This is a genomic window from Oceaniferula spumae, from assembly GCF_042849255.1.
Lineage (GTDB): Bacteria > Verrucomicrobiota > Verrucomicrobiia > Verrucomicrobiales > Akkermansiaceae > Oceaniferula > Oceaniferula spumae.
In genome coordinates this window covers 2,531,060-2,546,029 of the sequence record NZ_AP026866.1, presented here as the reverse complement: position 1 = coordinate 2,546,029, position 14,970 = coordinate 2,531,060, and the positions used below count along the sequence as shown (strand labels likewise).

12 protein-coding genes are annotated in these 14,970 nt (G+C 52.4%); 8 read left to right on the top strand and 4 right to left on the bottom strand.

Going from position 1 to position 14,970, the window contains the following annotated elements:
• Positions 1-20: 20 nt before the first annotated feature.
• From ACSPJT_RS10475 to ACSPJT_RS10465, 3 genes are read left to right on the top strand one after another with little or no spacing between them, the layout of a single operon-like run.
• Positions 21-902, top strand: a complete 882-nt coding sequence (locus ACSPJT_RS10475) for a class I SAM-dependent methyltransferase (protein ID WP_435892497.1) — start codon at positions 21-23, stop codon at positions 900-902.
• The gene (locus ACSPJT_RS10470) at positions 899-2,314 is read left to right on the top strand and encodes an FAD-binding oxidoreductase (RefSeq protein WP_435892496.1); all 1,416 of its coding nucleotides are present in this window, start codon (positions 899-901) and stop codon (positions 2,312-2,314) included. Before ACSPJT_RS10475 ends, ACSPJT_RS10470 begins: the two co-directional genes overlap by 4 nt.
• Before the next feature lie 38 nt (positions 2,315-2,352).
• Positions 2,353-2,964, top strand: a complete 612-nt coding sequence (locus tag ACSPJT_RS10465; RefSeq protein WP_435892495.1) for a nucleoside deaminase — start codon at positions 2,353-2,355, stop codon at positions 2,962-2,964.
• Between the two features lie 34 nt (positions 2,965-2,998).
• On the opposite strand, the gene ACSPJT_RS10460 is transcribed toward ACSPJT_RS10465, so the two are convergent.
• Together ACSPJT_RS10460 and ACSPJT_RS10455 are read right to left on the bottom strand one after the other, a co-directional pair.
• On the bottom strand, positions 2,999-3,652 hold the full coding sequence (locus ACSPJT_RS10460) for a PEP-CTERM sorting domain-containing protein (RefSeq protein ID WP_435892494.1): 654 nt from the start codon (positions 3,650-3,652) through the stop codon (positions 2,999-3,001).
• An 82-nt stretch (positions 3,653-3,734) separates the two neighbouring features.
• Positions 3,735-6,056, bottom strand: a complete 2,322-nt coding sequence (locus ACSPJT_RS10455; protein ID WP_435892493.1) for a hypothetical protein — start codon at positions 6,054-6,056, stop codon at positions 3,735-3,737.
• A gap of 146 nt (positions 6,057-6,202) precedes the next feature.
• Here ACSPJT_RS10455 and ACSPJT_RS10450 point away from each other — a divergent pair, with 146 nt between their 5' ends.
• From ACSPJT_RS10450 to ACSPJT_RS10430, 5 genes are all read left to right on the top strand, one after another.
• Complete coding sequence (locus ACSPJT_RS10450) at positions 6,203-6,745, top strand: sigma-70 family RNA polymerase sigma factor (RefSeq protein ID WP_435892492.1); 543 nt, start codon at positions 6,203-6,205, stop codon at positions 6,743-6,745.
• Positions 6,742-8,316 carry a LamG-like jellyroll fold domain-containing protein gene (locus tag ACSPJT_RS10445; protein ID WP_435892491.1) on the top strand — a complete coding sequence of 525 codons (1,575 nt, stop codon included), beginning with the start codon at positions 6,742-6,744 and terminating at the stop codon, positions 8,314-8,316. The genes ACSPJT_RS10450 and ACSPJT_RS10445 overlap by 4 nt, the downstream gene beginning before the upstream one ends.
• Before the next feature lie 146 nt (positions 8,317-8,462).
• Entirely contained in the window at positions 8,463-9,203 is a 741-nt protein-coding gene (locus ACSPJT_RS10440) for a PEP-CTERM sorting domain-containing protein (RefSeq protein WP_435892490.1), read from the top strand.
• 70 nt (positions 9,204-9,273) lie between these two features.
• Positions 9,274-10,017 (top strand): PEP-CTERM sorting domain-containing protein, encoded by a 744-nt coding sequence (locus ACSPJT_RS10435; protein ID WP_435892489.1) that lies wholly within the window; start codon positions 9,274-9,276, stop codon positions 10,015-10,017.
• Between the two features lie 167 nt (positions 10,018-10,184).
• Entirely contained in the window at positions 10,185-12,113 is a 1,929-nt protein-coding gene (locus ACSPJT_RS10430; protein WP_435892488.1) for a beta-N-acetylhexosaminidase, read from the top strand.
• A gap of 30 nt (positions 12,114-12,143) precedes the next feature.
• Here ACSPJT_RS10430 and ACSPJT_RS10425 read toward each other — a convergent pair whose 3' ends face one another.
• Complete coding sequence (locus ACSPJT_RS10425) at positions 12,144-13,988, bottom strand: metallophosphoesterase (RefSeq protein WP_435892487.1); 1,845 nt, start codon at positions 13,986-13,988, stop codon at positions 12,144-12,146.
• A 35-nt stretch (positions 13,989-14,023) separates the two neighbouring features.
• A complete protein-coding gene (locus ACSPJT_RS10420; RefSeq protein WP_435892486.1) occupies positions 14,024-14,953 on the bottom strand; it encodes a metallophosphoesterase family protein in 930 nt (309 codons plus the stop codon).
• Between the last annotated feature and the right edge of the window lie 17 nt (positions 14,954-14,970).

Here is a 14,970-nt window from a genome sequence, read left to right as displayed (position 1 = left end):
TTCCACTAGAGTCCGTGACCATGAAGTCATCACGCGCCAGCGACACTGCGAGATTAATCGCGCGGAGTATTGTGCTGGCCTCGCATGATCGCAGGCTGCGTGCCTTGGTTCCACCGGGAGCGGCAGAGATAAGCCGTAAAATACTCACCACTGATGGGCAGAAAGATCGGTTGGTTCCATACCTGAAATTCGCCAGTGTTAGAGCTGGGTTGTTGTTTTTAGAGCGACGTCTCCTTCCTGGAATTATCACCCATTATCTGGTCCGTAAGTTGCAGATTGAGAAACAGGTGGAGAAAGCGATCGAGCATGGATGTAAGCGGGTGATCGTTCTTGGGGCCGGATATGATACGCTGGTCTGGCGTTTGCATGAGAAGCATCCGGACGTTGAATTCGTTGAGTTGGACCACCCGGCAACGCAGGAATTGAAAAAACGGGTGCTGCATGGAGCTGCGAATGTCTCTTACATGCCGATCGATCTAGCCGCAGAACTCCCCTCCGCCGTTGTCGCTGATAAGTCAGAGCCAACTGTTTTTGTGGCGGAGGGACTTACGATGTATCTTCGCACTGAACGTGTGGCAGAGCTGATGAAAGACATTAAGAGTCTCACGGGAGATGGAGGCTCTGTGGTATTTACCCTGATGGAGAAAGGGGAAGACAGCTCGATCAGCTTTCGAGGTGAAAGCCCCTTGATAGGTCGATGGCTTCAAGCGCGGAGCGAGCCGTTTCTCTGGGGGATTTCGCGTGAAGATCTTCCGCATTTTTTGGAATCGAACGGATGGATTCTAACAGAATTGATTGACCACGTCGTCTTACGTCGTGAATATTTAATACCTAACGGTCTGGAAAAGTTACCCCTCGCTGAGGGCGAAGTTGTCTGCATCGCCACCCCTATTCCAAAATGAACCTCGATCTTCTCTGCAATGATAAACACTCGAAGCTCAATGCGACGTGTGTAGCGGAAGTGATCCACCCTTGTGCGGAAGAAGATGTCATCCGTGCGCTTAAAAAAGCCGCGGCGGAAAATCGGTCCGTTTCCATCTGCGGCGCGCGTCACGCCATGGGTGGACAGCAGTTTGGCGAGGATGCGATTTTGTTAGATATTTCAGGTTTGAAGACAGTTCAACCAGTGGACACTGAGTCTGGACTCGTCGAAGCGGGAGCGGGAATCATGTGGCCGGAACTGATTGAGAAGCTGCACGAGCAACAGCTAGGAGCGGAGAGAGTGTGGAGCATCAGGCAGAAGCAGACGGGGGCCGATGACCTGACGCTGGGCGGTTCGCTGGCCGCTAACATTCACGGACGTGGACTCGATATGCGTCCCATGATCGATGATGTGGAGGCATTCACGTTGATCGACGGAAATGGGAAGAGGCATCGGTGCAGCCGTCAGGAGAATGTGGAACTTTTCAACCTAGCCATTGGCGGCTACGGGTGTTTCGGGGTGATTACTTCGGTCATGCTCAGACTCACACCGCGTCAAAAGTTAGAACGACTTGTCGAGGTGACAACCATCGATCGGGTGATCCCCGAGTTGGAGCAGCGAATGAAAGACGGATGCATTTTTGGAGACTTTCAATTTTCGATTGATGAATCGAGTGAAGGATTTCTGAACTTGGGTGTGTTGTCCAGCTATCGACCTATCGACCAGACGAGAGAAATGCCGACAGTTCGCATGGATCTGGGAACTGAAGAATGGGGCAAGCTGATCCGACTCGCGCATGACAACCGGACAGAAGTTTTCAAGGTCTACTCGGAGTTTTATCTCAGCACTCACAAGTCGCTTTACTGGTCGGACACGCACCAGCTCAGTGTCTATTTGGACGACTACCACAGTCAGTTAGATAGGGAATGTGGTGCAAAAATTCCTGCCAGCGAGATGATCAGTGAGCTGTATGTGCCGCGTGGGGAGCTGTTGAAGTTCATGGCGGACGCTGCCGACTTGCTGAGAGACGGTAGTGTGCCAGTGATTTACGGAACGGTCAGATTGATCCGACGTGATAGCGAAAGTTTTCTAACCTGGGCAAGGGAGGACTACGCCTGTGTAATTTTCAACCTCCACACCGAGCATGACGAACAGGGTATAGCGCGCTCGGCAAATGCCTTCCGAGCCTTGATCGATCTGGCACTGAGCTTGGGTGGATCCTACTTCCTCACCTATCATCGTTGGGCTCGCCAAGATCAAATTGAACGGGCCTATCCTCAATTTGCAGAGTTTCTTAAGCGCAAGGAGCACTATGATCCTGACCAACGATTCCAGAGTGAATGGTGGCGGCATTATCGAGACTTGTATTCAGATGAGATGCTACATGATTAGCATTGATAGAAGGTGCGGCGATCCGCTAAGTTTCTGTGATGTCAAAAAAGCACAACCTCTCCATTAGTCTAACACTTCCGAGCTGGGTGGAATCCATGCTTCCTGAAGAAGGACGGACTTTTGATTCAGCGGAAGAGCGCATGCAGTATGCGCTCGGACTCGCGCGGGAGAACGTGCGTCAGAAAACCGGTGGCCCCTTTGGTGCGGCAGTGTTCGACCTGGATTCAGGCAAGCTGATTGCCCCGGGTGTGAATGTGGTAGTAGCAAGCAGCTGTTCCTCTGCGCACGCAGAGATGATGGCCATGTCTCTGGCACAGCAAGAACTGAGAACTCATGACCTTGGCGGTGAAGATATGCCACGATGTGAATTGGTAACCAGTGCCGAGCCCTGTGCCATGTGTCTGGGGGCCATTCCTTGGTCAGGTGTCCGGCGTGTGCTCTGCGGCGCACGCGATGAAGATGTCCGAGCGGTCGGATTTGATGAGGGTGCGAAACCTGCTGGCTGGATCACGGATTTGCAGTCTCGTGGTATAGAAGTAGTTAGAGATGTGTGCCGTGCAGAAGCTGCCGATGTATTAGGTGAATATAAATCCAGCGGCGGAGAGGTATACAATGGTCGTTCTGGAAAAGAAAAAACCACCGATCCGTGAGGAAGGGTGGTTTAGGAAGATAGGCTGAGAGTAGTTATCGGCGTCGGCGTAACATGAGGGCTAGTCCACCAAGCCCAAGCAGGGCCGTGCTGGACGGTTCAGGCACTGCTAAGCGAACCTCCATGACGGTAAAATTTCGATTGGCGTCTGAGGTGCCTGCCGGTGCTGTGATCTGAACACGGTCAAATACAAATGCAGTCGCGGAATTGAATGTAGTGCGATTAAAAAATGGGGCGCTGTTAGGTACGCCCTGACCAGTCTGTTGTGCAACGAGACTACCTGCGGTGTAGTCCCCATTGTAGAGTGACACCGTGTAATTATTATCACGGTTCGTGTTGTTATTTCTGCCGTAGAAATCAAAGTAGACCGTGGGGGAGCCAATGGCACCGTTGGTCAGTATGTAGGACAGAGTGTGGGTTCCGCTGGTTTTGTTGGCGTGAAATCCATTAGCAGGTGTCTGACTATAGCTTTGAACAGGTAGTGGTGACGTTGGGTTGTTTGGATTATAGCTGAATCCATCGTTCAGGGTAACATTAACACGATTTGGGTCACCTGAACCTGTGCCAGGAAAAAAACCGCCATCAGAATTGGCGGTATCACCGGTAAGCAGGATTGAGACGGCGGCGTGGCTGGAGGCAGTAAATGCCACTGTGAGAGTAAGGGAAATGATCCTAGTAGTAAATTTCATGAGGTTTTTGGATATGTGCAACATCCAGAGTAGATAAAGATGAAATGTATACAAGCTGTAATTTGGTTGGGTTACATCTCGATTAGGGACCCTTAGTGGCAGTGTATTTCCCTTCGATTCTGAGGCTGCCATCCTTCTGGATGACGTGTTTGTAGCCGCCTTGTACTGTGGCTTGGGTGGGGGAGTTGATGGTGAAGGGCTTGGTCCACTGGACTTTTTTGCCGCTGGTGAGAGTGCAGGTGCCGTCGACCTTGAACTCACGTTGGTGATTGCCGTATTTCCACGTGCCGAGAATGGCGTGGCCTTGGATGGAAACAGGTTTTGGGAGTTCTTGTTTGGTGCGAGTCTGCAGATCGGTGAGTTGTTTCCAGTCACGTGGTTCTGTATCGAAATTGAGAATGCGGATTTCGCCTGGCTTGAGATCGACCGAGATGGTGTCGCCGTGGCGGTATTGTTTTTTTAGACCCTCAAGGCTATCGGAGATAGGTGATGAGAGCAGGTAAGAGGTCTCCTTGGAGTCGGGTGTGAGGCCGAATTTCCGATCCAGTGTCAGGGTATAAGTTTGCTCTTTGTTAGACGGGTTGTGGATGGAAACAAAACCGCGCTCCTTCAGCCACGCGGTGTAGCCGTATACCTCGCCTTTTTTCGGGCGGCCACCGTGCATGCGGGAGTGTTTGAAGGTGGGGAAGATGTCGTGAACCCAGAGCAGTCCTTCGGCGAGAACGTCCCAATCGTATTCCTTGATGACAAAAGGTTTGATGTAGAGCTCCACGAAGCCGGTGCCGCGAGACATGTTCATGTAGAGATAGCGTCGGAAGGTTTCTTTGCTCTCGCCGGTTTTTGTCTTTTTGGGCTCGTGATTGAAGATGGAGTGGAGTGGGAACTGGGTGTTTTCTGTGACGGCGAGGTCGTGATACACAGCATCGCGATAGACAAGTTCTCCTGTTCTGTTAGCTCCGCCTGCGGCATCGCCTGCATTGATCATCCAGACGGCATCGATGTGCTGGAGCCAGAACGGGGAGAGCCATGCGCCGTTGGAAATAACGATGTAGACGTCAGGGTTAGCCTTGTGCATGGCTTGGAAGATCTTGATGAGACGCTCGCTGCCATCGGTGAGATACTGTATTTTCTGCTGATCGTATTTGGCATCGTTGAGTTCTTTTTCCGAACCCTTGAAACCTTCAACGTCGAAGTTACGGGTATTGAGATGGCCGAAGACACCGTCGAGTTTGAAATAAGTGACACCTTGCTCGGTGAGTTCGACCATACGCTCTTCTAACTTGTCAGTGTAACCGGGAGCGGAGAGTGACATCCATGGATCCAGCGATTTGAAGCCGGCAGCTCGCATCTTGGGAATGGCAGGCTGGCCGCCAAAAATGCAACCCGGACTGAGCCAGAGGCCGAGGTGGGATTCCGCATCGGTTGCGGCTTTGAAGCTGTTCGTGAAGTTGGGATCAAACTTACCGTTGACCGTCCAGGCTTTCTTGGACCAGTCGTCTGAGGTGTTCTGCCAGCCATCGTCAATAACATAGGCACTGAGTGGGGGCACCCCGCGTTTCGTATTTAGCTCGTTATGGACTTTTTTGATGCTGGTGGTGAATTTCTGTGAACTGACTCCCTTGCCGTAGTCGAACCAGGAGTTGTATTGTGTTTGGAGACGTAGCGGGCGGATGCGAGTCTGATCGATGTAGTTGAAGAATGCTTCTTTGACGAAGTCGGGGGAGTCAGCGACGCCGAGCACGGAGGTGTGGCTCTGGTAGGTTTTTCCGGCCGGCAGAGTTTTACCGACGAGATAAGAGCAGCGCAGAGTGCCGTCCTTGACGGTGTTCATGGAGGCTGGGAATTCGACACCCCAGAATGTGCCGGAGGTCTTGGTGTAGAGTGGTTGGCCGAGGCCGGGACGCCACTGGGCTGCACCTTTCGCCGTGATCTGGGAAATCGTGTAAGGCTGGTAAGCCTCGGTGAGTTCGAGTGATTCGAGGTCAATTTGTTTGACCTCGAGAGCTTTACCGGGCGTCAGGCTAAGTGTTTTGCGGCAGTAGAAGGCGTCATTTTTCAGCTGGTAACTGAGTGTCGCCTTCAGCGGTATCTTTTTGCAGGTGAGCTGGATGGTGAGGCTTTTGCCTTCTGGTGTTTCAGATGGCGTGACGCTGTTGGTTTCAAAATCGGTCGAGGTGAGCGTGGTGTCGTCTGCCAGCGTGATGACGAAGGCGTGGGCGGACTTGGGAGTCAGGCTTTTTCCATCGAGTTTATTGGAAATCGACTGAGTGTGGACCCCGTTTTCCGTGGCGATAGTGCGTTTGAGGAACTGGTTCTCTAGTACGGCGTGAGTGGCATCGGCCGCAGTTGCCCAGCTGATTGGACAGACGGTGAGGAAGACGAGGAGGCTGGTTTTGAAATGCATAGTGATGATGAAGTTCTAGATACTATCGATAGGAGGGTTTCTTTCAAGGGGGCGATTTTCTAGAGTCACCAAGCTGAAGTCCACAGGGATTGTGATCATTTTCATGTAACCTTATCCCAAATCGGTTATTCCTTAGTGATCGAACCATGTCGGGATTCTCGGAAAAGCAGGAAAAGGAGTACGTTAACTTACTGGTCGCGCACCAGTCGTTGATACGGGCCTTCGTAATCTCGCTGCTACCCGGACTCAGCGAGGCAGAGGATGTGATTCAGAATACCAATGAAGTGCTGTGGACAAAACGTGAGAGTTTTGAGCTAGGAACGAATTTCAAAGCCTGGGCGCTCACTACCGCGCGGTTTCAAGCGATGGCTCTGCAGCAGAAGCTGAAACGAGAACGATCCTCTCCGTTGGACGAGGACGTTTTCATGATGGTTTCCGACGAGGCTGGGGCGATGGAAGCAGAGGATATGAATAAAAGGCTCAGTGACCTGAACGAGTGCATCGGGCTACTGCAGATCAAGGATCAGGAGCTTGTGCTGCACCGATACTGGAAAAAGTCAGGGCTCAATGCCTATGCGAAAGCCACCAGACGTAGCGTGGGGGCATTGAAAATTGCGCTCTACCGAGTGCGCGCGAGTCTTCGCGACTGTCTTGAGCGGAAAAATAAATTGAGAGGAGGTTTGGCATGATCCCACTCGATAGTGAAAACGTGAGAACCGTGGACCATTTGATTCAGGATCTGGAAGATGGTCTGATTTCTCCAGAAGATCGCGCCAAGCTGATGAATCTGATGCGGGAGCATGTGGAAGTCAGGGAGCTTTATCTCAAGCACACCCAGATGGTGGCATTACTCCAGCAGAATGCAGAAAGCCGTGCAGAGTTGGGCACCATGCCAGTCAGTCAGGTGATGTCGAATACCCAGAGCCGTCGGACTGCGATTGTGTCCTTCTCCTACGGTATCGCCGCGCTATTATTGTTAGGCGTATGTTTCTGGTTTTTCCATGCCAATAACACTCCTGATACTCGGCAATGGATTGTGATGGAAGGGTCTGTAGACGCGAAATATGTAGTGAGCTATTCCGACGATGAAAGTCGCGATGTGGACAGCCTCCAACCCGGCGACAAGATTTCAGTGCAGCAGGGACTGGTTCAGTTCACGTTTCCCTCTGGGGTAAAATCCATCATCGAAGGACCATCACAGCTGGAGCTTACAGGTGACCTGTCGGTCAAAATGGATGGCGGGCAAGCATGGTTTCGTGTGCCGGAGGCAGGGCACGGATTCACTGTCCAGACGCGTAACGTCAACGTGGTTGATTTAGGAACCGAGTTTGGGGTCCGCTTTGACGACGATGAAAATATCCAAATCCATGTCTCCAAGGGCAAGGTGATGGCCGAACCTGCGTTTAAGGCAATGGACGACCATGAATTGATCGCAGGTCAGGCAATGGCCTTTGACGCTAACGGTAAGGGGGAGGTCGTAGAGATCACCACCAGTCTGTTCAGGCAAAAATTTACTCATAGCATGCCCTACCTTCATTGGTCGTTTGATAGATTGGAAAATGGAGCTTTTGTGGCGGATGGCACCATGCCGGGTGTGGGTGACTTTGAGGCGAAATTACGCCATTTGAAGACTGGTTCGCACTTCACTGATCCCTCCAAGCATTTGGTGAAGGGCAAGTATGGCAATGCATTTTCCATGGATGGGAAGGGGCTTTTTGCAGAGAGCGCATTTCCAGGAATCGGCGGGAATACGCCACGGACGATCGCAATGTGGATCCGGCACAGGCAAGAGTTCACAGCCGCTGATAAGGTCACGCCCTACTGTGTCTGGGGACAGGGTAGGCCTAGTGAAATTTGGAAATTTGCAGTGAAAGAAGAGGGTGATTCCCACCAGTTGATCACAACGACCTATGCCACGGGCCACTTTACTGATCTAAATGCAGATGTCCGAAATCAATGGACTCACATAGCCAGCGTTTACACCGGCAAGCAGTTAGCCAATGGCTACCCGGAGATTATTCAATACATCAATGGGGTCAGGCAGGATGTGAAGGCCCTTGTTAGAAATGGAGAGCCTGTCGTGAATACAAACATTACCTCATCTGAATCCAAGCCTGTCCGCTTCGGAGCGGCGATGATGGCTGGTAGAAACTCACTTAATGGTGACATCGATGAAGTGTTCTTGTTCCGAGGTGTATTGAGCGATGAGCAAATCACCCAGTTGGTGAAGGAGAACAGATTGGTTTTCTCATCAAACTAGGCTCGGGAATAACGTCAAATTTCGAGGATTGGAAAAAAATCCTATTTTTTAGGTAACCTTTCCCAGGTCGGCTTATTCCTTAGTGAGAGATGCACACATGGTGTGTTGAAGAAGATTCCACTCACTGAAATCACCTACCGAATACGATGAAAAACCTACTATTACCACTAACACTACTCACAGCACTGCCAGCAAGTGCAGCACTCACTTTGGTCGAAGACTTTGATGCTTTAACGCCAGGTGCTATTGACGCCCAGAACGGCTGGACGAGTAACCATTCCTCCTATGTTGTGGCAGGAACCGGAGATCAACACCTTTCAAGCGGTAACAATACCACTGTTACAGGCGCTTCAAAGACCGCTACGATTGCCGATGGAGCAACTGGAACGTTGTTCTTACAATTTAAGACGGATAACTTGGCTGCCAGAACATCTTTCGGTCTTGGGTCTGGAGGACTTGGGGATTTCAATAATTTCTATGCTCAGCTGGCATTCACTGGGGCTGGTGACTTTGCTGTAAGAGATGGAGCAAATACGAACGCATTTAATAATGTCACCATCGCTACAGGCACATGGTATAATCTATGGATCGTGGCAAATAATGCCACTGATAGTTTTGAAGCCTATATCCAAGGTGGTGATATCACTACTCAGACCAAGCTCACAACTGCGGGTGCAGACGATTCGTTCGGCTTCCGTAACTCGAGTGGAGATATAACTGACGTTCGAGTGATGGCAGCGACTTCTGCCAACGGGAACGAAATGGAATTTGACAATATTTACATCGATAGCACCGCTGAAAATCTTGTGAATCCTGTGCCAGAGCCGAGCACATCCATGCTTACTGCATTGGCACTGGGGGCAATGGTTTTACGCCGCCGTCGCTAGTCCGTTTTTAGCACACTGGAATCATCTCAATTTTGGATATTCTAACAAACGACATCAATTAACACAAAATATGAAACACATACTTTTAACAAGCACACTACTCGCTGGTTCATTCGTATCCGCCCAGGCAGCCGCTGTGGTTCTCGATGATTGGGCACTATCTCAAGGAGCTGCAACCCTGACGAATGCCAATACCGACTCACCAACTGTGGGTGATGGCACTGCAGACAATGCTGATGCCACAGGTGTCTACGCAAATTTTGGAGCTGCTGTGACATTAGCCAATGTAGGCGACAAACTCACTTTCTCCGGAACAGTGGATCTCGTAGGAATTACAGCTAACAATGGAGGAGGGTTTAGATTTGCCATCTTTAATGGGCCGCATGATGCTGCCACGAGTTACTTCGTTTTTGCTGGCACTACCAGTGGTCCCTCTCGATTATATGAAAGAACGACAGCAGGCACATTTGTGTCCAATTCCGGCATTGCAAGTTTCCAATCTTCCGCTGCCAATGCTGGAAGTGTAGACAGCGGAGTCTATACTTTTGCTATCAGCCTTGAACGCACCGCAGGTGGTGTCCAGGTTGATACTTTAATGAACCAAGGCGCTACGGAATACGCTACGATCTCTTATGAAGATACCACACCACTTACGACCTTTTCAGGAGTAGGTTTTCTAGGAACAGGTAACCTTAACGCAGATCAGATGGCCTTTTCTGGAGTCACCGTTGATTTCAGTCCTGTGCCAGAGCCAAGCTCGACCTCCCTTCTGGGACTCGGTGGTCTCGCTCTGATCTTGCGTCGCCGTAGATAGTAACGCACTCGTTGAAATAGATTTCATCAAGCACCAGCCATTCATTTGGTTGGTGCTTTTTCTTTTAGGTCACAGGCATTTACGAGTAATCAGTAGGTTTCCGCTATTTAACCAGTCTAGGAAAGTCCATGCTCGCACTGCTGGGCGGTTCCCCTATTTTTCTTTCCATGATGACGCGCGTTTTTTTACTTCTCACACTGATATCCAGCCTAAGTCACGCGGCACCTTCACTGATGCCCTTGCCGGCGGAACTGACGGTCAAAGAGGGAGCTTTGGCTCTCGATCAAAACACCAGCCTTTCCTACTCCGGCGACTACAAGGAGATGGCAGAGTTCTTCGCCAGTGAGCTGCGCGCCGCCACTGGCTGGGCGCTGCCGGTGACCCAAGAGAAGTCCACGATTACGGTGGTGAAAACGGATTGGCCGACAAGCCAAGGATACAGCCTCAGTGTTAGAGCGGACGGCGCCACCCTCAAGGCTGGAACTTCCGATAACCTGTTCTACGCCTTCCAAACTCTGCGTCAGCTGTGCCCGGCCGAGGTGTTTGATCGCGATGGGAAAACGGCCGCCGCCAGCTGGTCGTTGTCTGTTTTGGAAATCACGGACGCACCGCGTTTTTCCTATCGTGGCATCCTCGTCGATGTCTCCCGCCACTTCCAACCAGTCGATGAAATGCTCAAGGTGCTTGACGCCATGGCACTGGCAAAACTCAACATCCTTCACTGGCACCTGACCGATAACGAAGGCTGGCGTGCCGAGATCAAGGCCTACCCCAAGCTCACCGAGGTATCGAAGAAGTTTTATACTCAGGAGGAGCTGAAGCGCATTGTGAAATACGCCTCGCTGCGTGGAATCACCATCATCCCGGAGATCGATGTGCCCGGCCATTCGAAGGCTGCGGTGCGGGCCTACCCATTCCTCGGCACAACCGATCTGGATGGCAAAATTTCCATGGTGATCAACCCTGTCTCACCGAAGACCTATGAGTTCCTCGACACCGTCTTCGCCGAACTCGCCGCCATTTTTCCATCGCCGGTCTTCCACATGGGTGCCGATGAAGTGGGCATGGCAGCGTGGAAAAAGAACCCGGATTGCGTCGCCTTTATGAAAGAGGCAGGCATGAGATCTCCGCACGATCTGCACGCCTACTTCACCCACAAGGCAGCCGACATTCTCAAAAAGCATGGCAAAAAATCCGCCGCCTGGGACGAGGCATACCACGGTGAAAAATCCGCCCCCGGACTGATTATCAGCTCGTGGCGCGGCGTGGAGCCCGGCCATGAAGCCGCCGAAGCCGGCCACCAAGTGATCATGTGCCCAGTTTCCTCCCTCTACTACGATCGCGCCAATTCTCGATCCAAAAACAATCCGAAGGCATACTCCGCGAATACTGTTAGCCTCAGCCAGTCCTATTTCTTCGAGCCGCAATCGCCGCTTCTCAGCGACAAGGCAAAGGCCAATGTGCTCGGTGCCCAAGGCTGTGTCTGGGGTGAAAAAATCACCTCCGGCCCACACCTCCAGCGTCAGGTGATGCTGCGCGGCGCCGCGCTTGGCGAAGCACTGTGGTCGCCTCGGGTGAAACTTGACTGGAACGATTTTCTAAAACGTCTAACAGACCAGCGCGAACGTCTCGATGCCCTCGGCGTGCCCTACTGGTGGGAGCCTGAGACCACGGCCCGTCAGATCGCCACTTGGACCGCCAAAGATGGCAAACAAACCGTCACCCTACCAGTGCCTAACAATGTCATCACGCGTGCCGGATTGCACGAGCTGCTCTGCCACTACCGCAGCGGCACTGGCAGCTTCAAGCTGCACAAGGTGGAACTTCTGGCCGATGGCAAAGCCGTGGCTGAAGACGCCCACAGCTCCACGGCCACCATCGATCCCCGCCGCCCGGACCAATACTACCTGCTCAAAATCAACCAGCACGCCCCAGCGGTGAAATACAGCATCCGCCTCCACTACGAAGGCGTCAAAGGTGGCTGCGAGGCCATCGCCATGCTGCTCCCGGCTCTGGCAGAAGACAACTATTCCAAATCCGCCGGACCGAACTCCAAGGCCAACCTCTCCGGCCGGAAACAGCCGGACGAACGCTGAAGCGCGGAGTCAGTGGATGGCGCTTGGCTGCTATTTACTGAGCGTGAACGTATCAAAGAGCCGACCGTTGATATCGTAGGCTTTGTATTCGAAGCGTCCGCCGTTGATCCAGACCATGGCGTAATGGTGGCCGCGCTGGACCATGACGGAAAATGGCGTACGGAACGGGCCGGGAGTTTCTAACGGACCGCCGCCTCCGCCGGTGATCATGTAAATCGGGCCGTCTTTTTCCACAGGTTTCCCTGCACGGATAGGCCAGGTGCGCTCGTAGGAATGGATGTGTCCGTTCCAGACGATGTCGACTTTATGTTGATCGTAGAGTTTGGCCAAGTGCCGCGAGTTCATGGAGCCGCGGGTGCTTTTGTTCGTTTTCCAGAGGTTGCCAAAGTCATTTTCATCCGATGAGTAGGCCGGCTGGTGGTGGCAGACGAATTTCCACTTGGCGGTGGACGCGGCGAGCGCTTTATCGAGCCAGAGGTATTGCTCGGACTTCGGGTCGCACTTCTTGTTAGTATCCAGCATGAAGAACTCGGCATTGCCGTAGCTGTATTTGTAGTAATATTCCGGATCTGGCAGGGAGACGTAGTTGTAGTAATTGGCAGAGTTGTGCTCGTGATTTCCCAGCACGGAGTAGAAGGGAACGCGAGACACGAGAGGGCTCATCGAGCGGAAGAAGTGGCTGATCCACTGTTCTTTCTTTCCTCCAGACTCGACCAGATCGCCCGGGTGGAGGAGGAAATTGGGGCGGTGCTCCCAGGCCATTTTGGCAAAGGTGCCGGAGACTCTCGGATTGCCTTGGGTATCGCTGATGATGGCGAAGGCGTAGGGCGTCTCCGGGCCGGCATCGGTCTGGAACGTGCTGACCTTTGAGGTGATGTCTTGGGTGGAATCGGCGGCGGATTTACTAACAGTTTTGTAAAAATACTGGGTTCCAGGCTTGAGACCGGTGATCCGGATCTCATGGATCTCCTGGGCATCGGGGATGGTTACTTGCTGCTTGCACTCGGCGGTTTCTCCGTAGTGGACAATGCCTTGGCAGGCGTGGTTGGTTTCCCACATCACGGTCATCGCATCGGTGGTGCCATACTGAAGATAGGGCTCGATGACGCTGGCGAGGGGCTCGAATTTACTGCTGTCCGTGGGCTTCAGCTGGGTGATCTCGGCGTTGTGCTCGAACTCCTTTTTGATCCATGCCTCCTTGGCCACGTCTTCATAGACTTGCACAGAGATCAGCTGGCCACGGTGGGGGAAGTCCTCGTTCCGATCGCGGTAGCCGGCCACGGAGAGGTGGGTGTTTTTTTCATAGAGGATTTTGCCGCCGACGTTTTCGGTCTGGTTTTCCAGCTTGCCGTTGACGTAGAGGCGCAGTTCTTTGCCATCGTAGGTGGCTGTTAGGTGGTAGATCTGGCCTTTGGTGTAGTTGGCCTTGGATCGAAGATAGGTGATTTTGCCATCGCCATCGTCGGTTTTTTCCGTGGAGACGCCGATGTAAAATTTTGATCCGTCATATCCGAGAATCCATCCTTTTTCGGCGTTGCCGTTGTCTTCCAAAGCGCAAACGATACCTCCGTATGTGGTGGGCTTATGAATGCTGAACCAAGATGTGATGGTGAAACTTTCCTTCGGCAAATACTCAGCCTTCGCCAGGAGGGATGGCGTTTTTGTTAGGGAGGAAAGAATCAACCCGTGCTCGGTAGGGTGCGTGCTGCTTTCTGGCAGCGGCATGGTAGGCCCGCGCTGGGCTTCGAGCTGATCTTTCTTCAGGAATTGCTTTTTAAAACTCCAGTGCAGCAAGGGAGTGGGACCGTCATGCGCGATGAGCATGCTGGCTGATGAGAAGAGCAGGGCTGTGGTGACCAGTAGTGTATGTTTCAAAATAGGATGCGTTTGGAGGTAGATGCAGACTGCTGTTATTTGATGATCTTACCGTCCTTGCAGTCGGTGATGTCGTGATACTGGTTCACGAATTGACCGTCAGGATAGATATCGATGATGGAGTAGCCCATGGGAGTTCCCTGGTAACTACAGTCCTTGGCGTAGATGTTTTCTTCCCACCAAGCACCGCTGAATGCTCCATTGCAATGGAATGAAACGTTATTGTAAGCGAGAGTGTCGAGAATGTGAACGTGACCGGAGATGAAGTGCACTGGGCGGGCATGAGTCTTACCGTCGACAAATGGGTTGATAATTTGTTTCTGGCGTTTGTTGAGACCGGATTTGATCACATCGGACACCAGTAGGATGGGCTGGTGCGACATGACCAACATCGGAGTGTCAGGCAGCCGTTTCATTTCCGCGTGCAGCCAGTTGAGCTGTTCGTCATCGAGCAGGCCGGCGTTGTTGCAGTCGAGGGTAATTATCAGCCAGCCGCCGCGCTCGATGCTGGTGTAGCGTTCCTTTTGACCGAGTCTTTGCAGCACATAGTCCTTGCCATACATCGGATCGGTTTTGGCCGTGGCCCACCACATGTCATGATTGCCGAGAGCATGCAGAATCTCGATGCCTTTCAACGGCGGCATGATGGTATCGTCCCAGATTTTCCACTGCTCTAACACCCGGCCTTTTTTGATGTGATTGTAGTCGGCGGCGTAGATGGAATCGCCGCCGTTGAGAACGAGGTCGATCTTGCCAGCGCTCTTGAGCGCCTCCTTCATGATGCGGGTGTAGCGCCGTGGTGCGTCGTGCTCTGGGCGGATGTGCATGTCCGTCATGTGGAGAATGCGGAATGCCTTGTTAGATTTTGGTGCCGGCGTGGTGGGGTAGTTTTTGGCATAAGAAGCACCGCTCAGCCCGAGGCTGGCGGCGAGTCCGGTCTTGAGGAATGTTCTGCGGTCGCTCATGGGTGGAATCGGTTGGT

Excerpts from the sequence above, each read along its gene's own strand:
- ACSPJT_RS10475 (WP_435892497.1), top strand. The coding sequence starts at position 21 with ATGAAGTCATCACGCGCCAGCGACACTGCGAGATTAATCGCGCGGAGT.
- ACSPJT_RS10470 (WP_435892496.1), top strand. The coding sequence starts at position 899 with ATGAACCTCGATCTTCTCTGCAATGATAAACACTCGAAGCTCAATGCG.
- ACSPJT_RS10465 (WP_435892495.1), top strand. The coding sequence starts at position 2,353 with ATGTCAAAAAAGCACAACCTCTCCATTAGTCTAACACTTCCGAGCTGG.
- ACSPJT_RS10460 (WP_435892494.1), bottom strand. The coding sequence starts at position 3,652 with ATGAAATTTACTACTAGGATCATTTCCCTTACTCTCACAGTGGCATTT.
- ACSPJT_RS10455 (WP_435892493.1), bottom strand. The coding sequence starts at position 6,056 with ATGCATTTCAAAACCAGCCTCCTCGTCTTCCTCACCGTCTGTCCAATC.
- ACSPJT_RS10450 (WP_435892492.1), top strand. The coding sequence starts at position 6,203 with ATGTCGGGATTCTCGGAAAAGCAGGAAAAGGAGTACGTTAACTTACTG.
- ACSPJT_RS10445 (WP_435892491.1), top strand. The coding sequence starts at position 6,742 with ATGATCCCACTCGATAGTGAAAACGTGAGAACCGTGGACCATTTGATT.
- ACSPJT_RS10440 (WP_435892490.1), top strand. The coding sequence starts at position 8,463 with ATGAAAAACCTACTATTACCACTAACACTACTCACAGCACTGCCAGCA.
- ACSPJT_RS10435 (WP_435892489.1), top strand. The coding sequence starts at position 9,274 with ATGAAACACATACTTTTAACAAGCACACTACTCGCTGGTTCATTCGTA.
- ACSPJT_RS10430 (WP_435892488.1), top strand. The coding sequence starts at position 10,185 with ATGATGACGCGCGTTTTTTTACTTCTCACACTGATATCCAGCCTAAGT.
- ACSPJT_RS10420 (WP_435892486.1), bottom strand. The coding sequence starts at position 14,953 with ATGAGCGACCGCAGAACATTCCTCAAGACCGGACTCGCCGCCAGCCTC.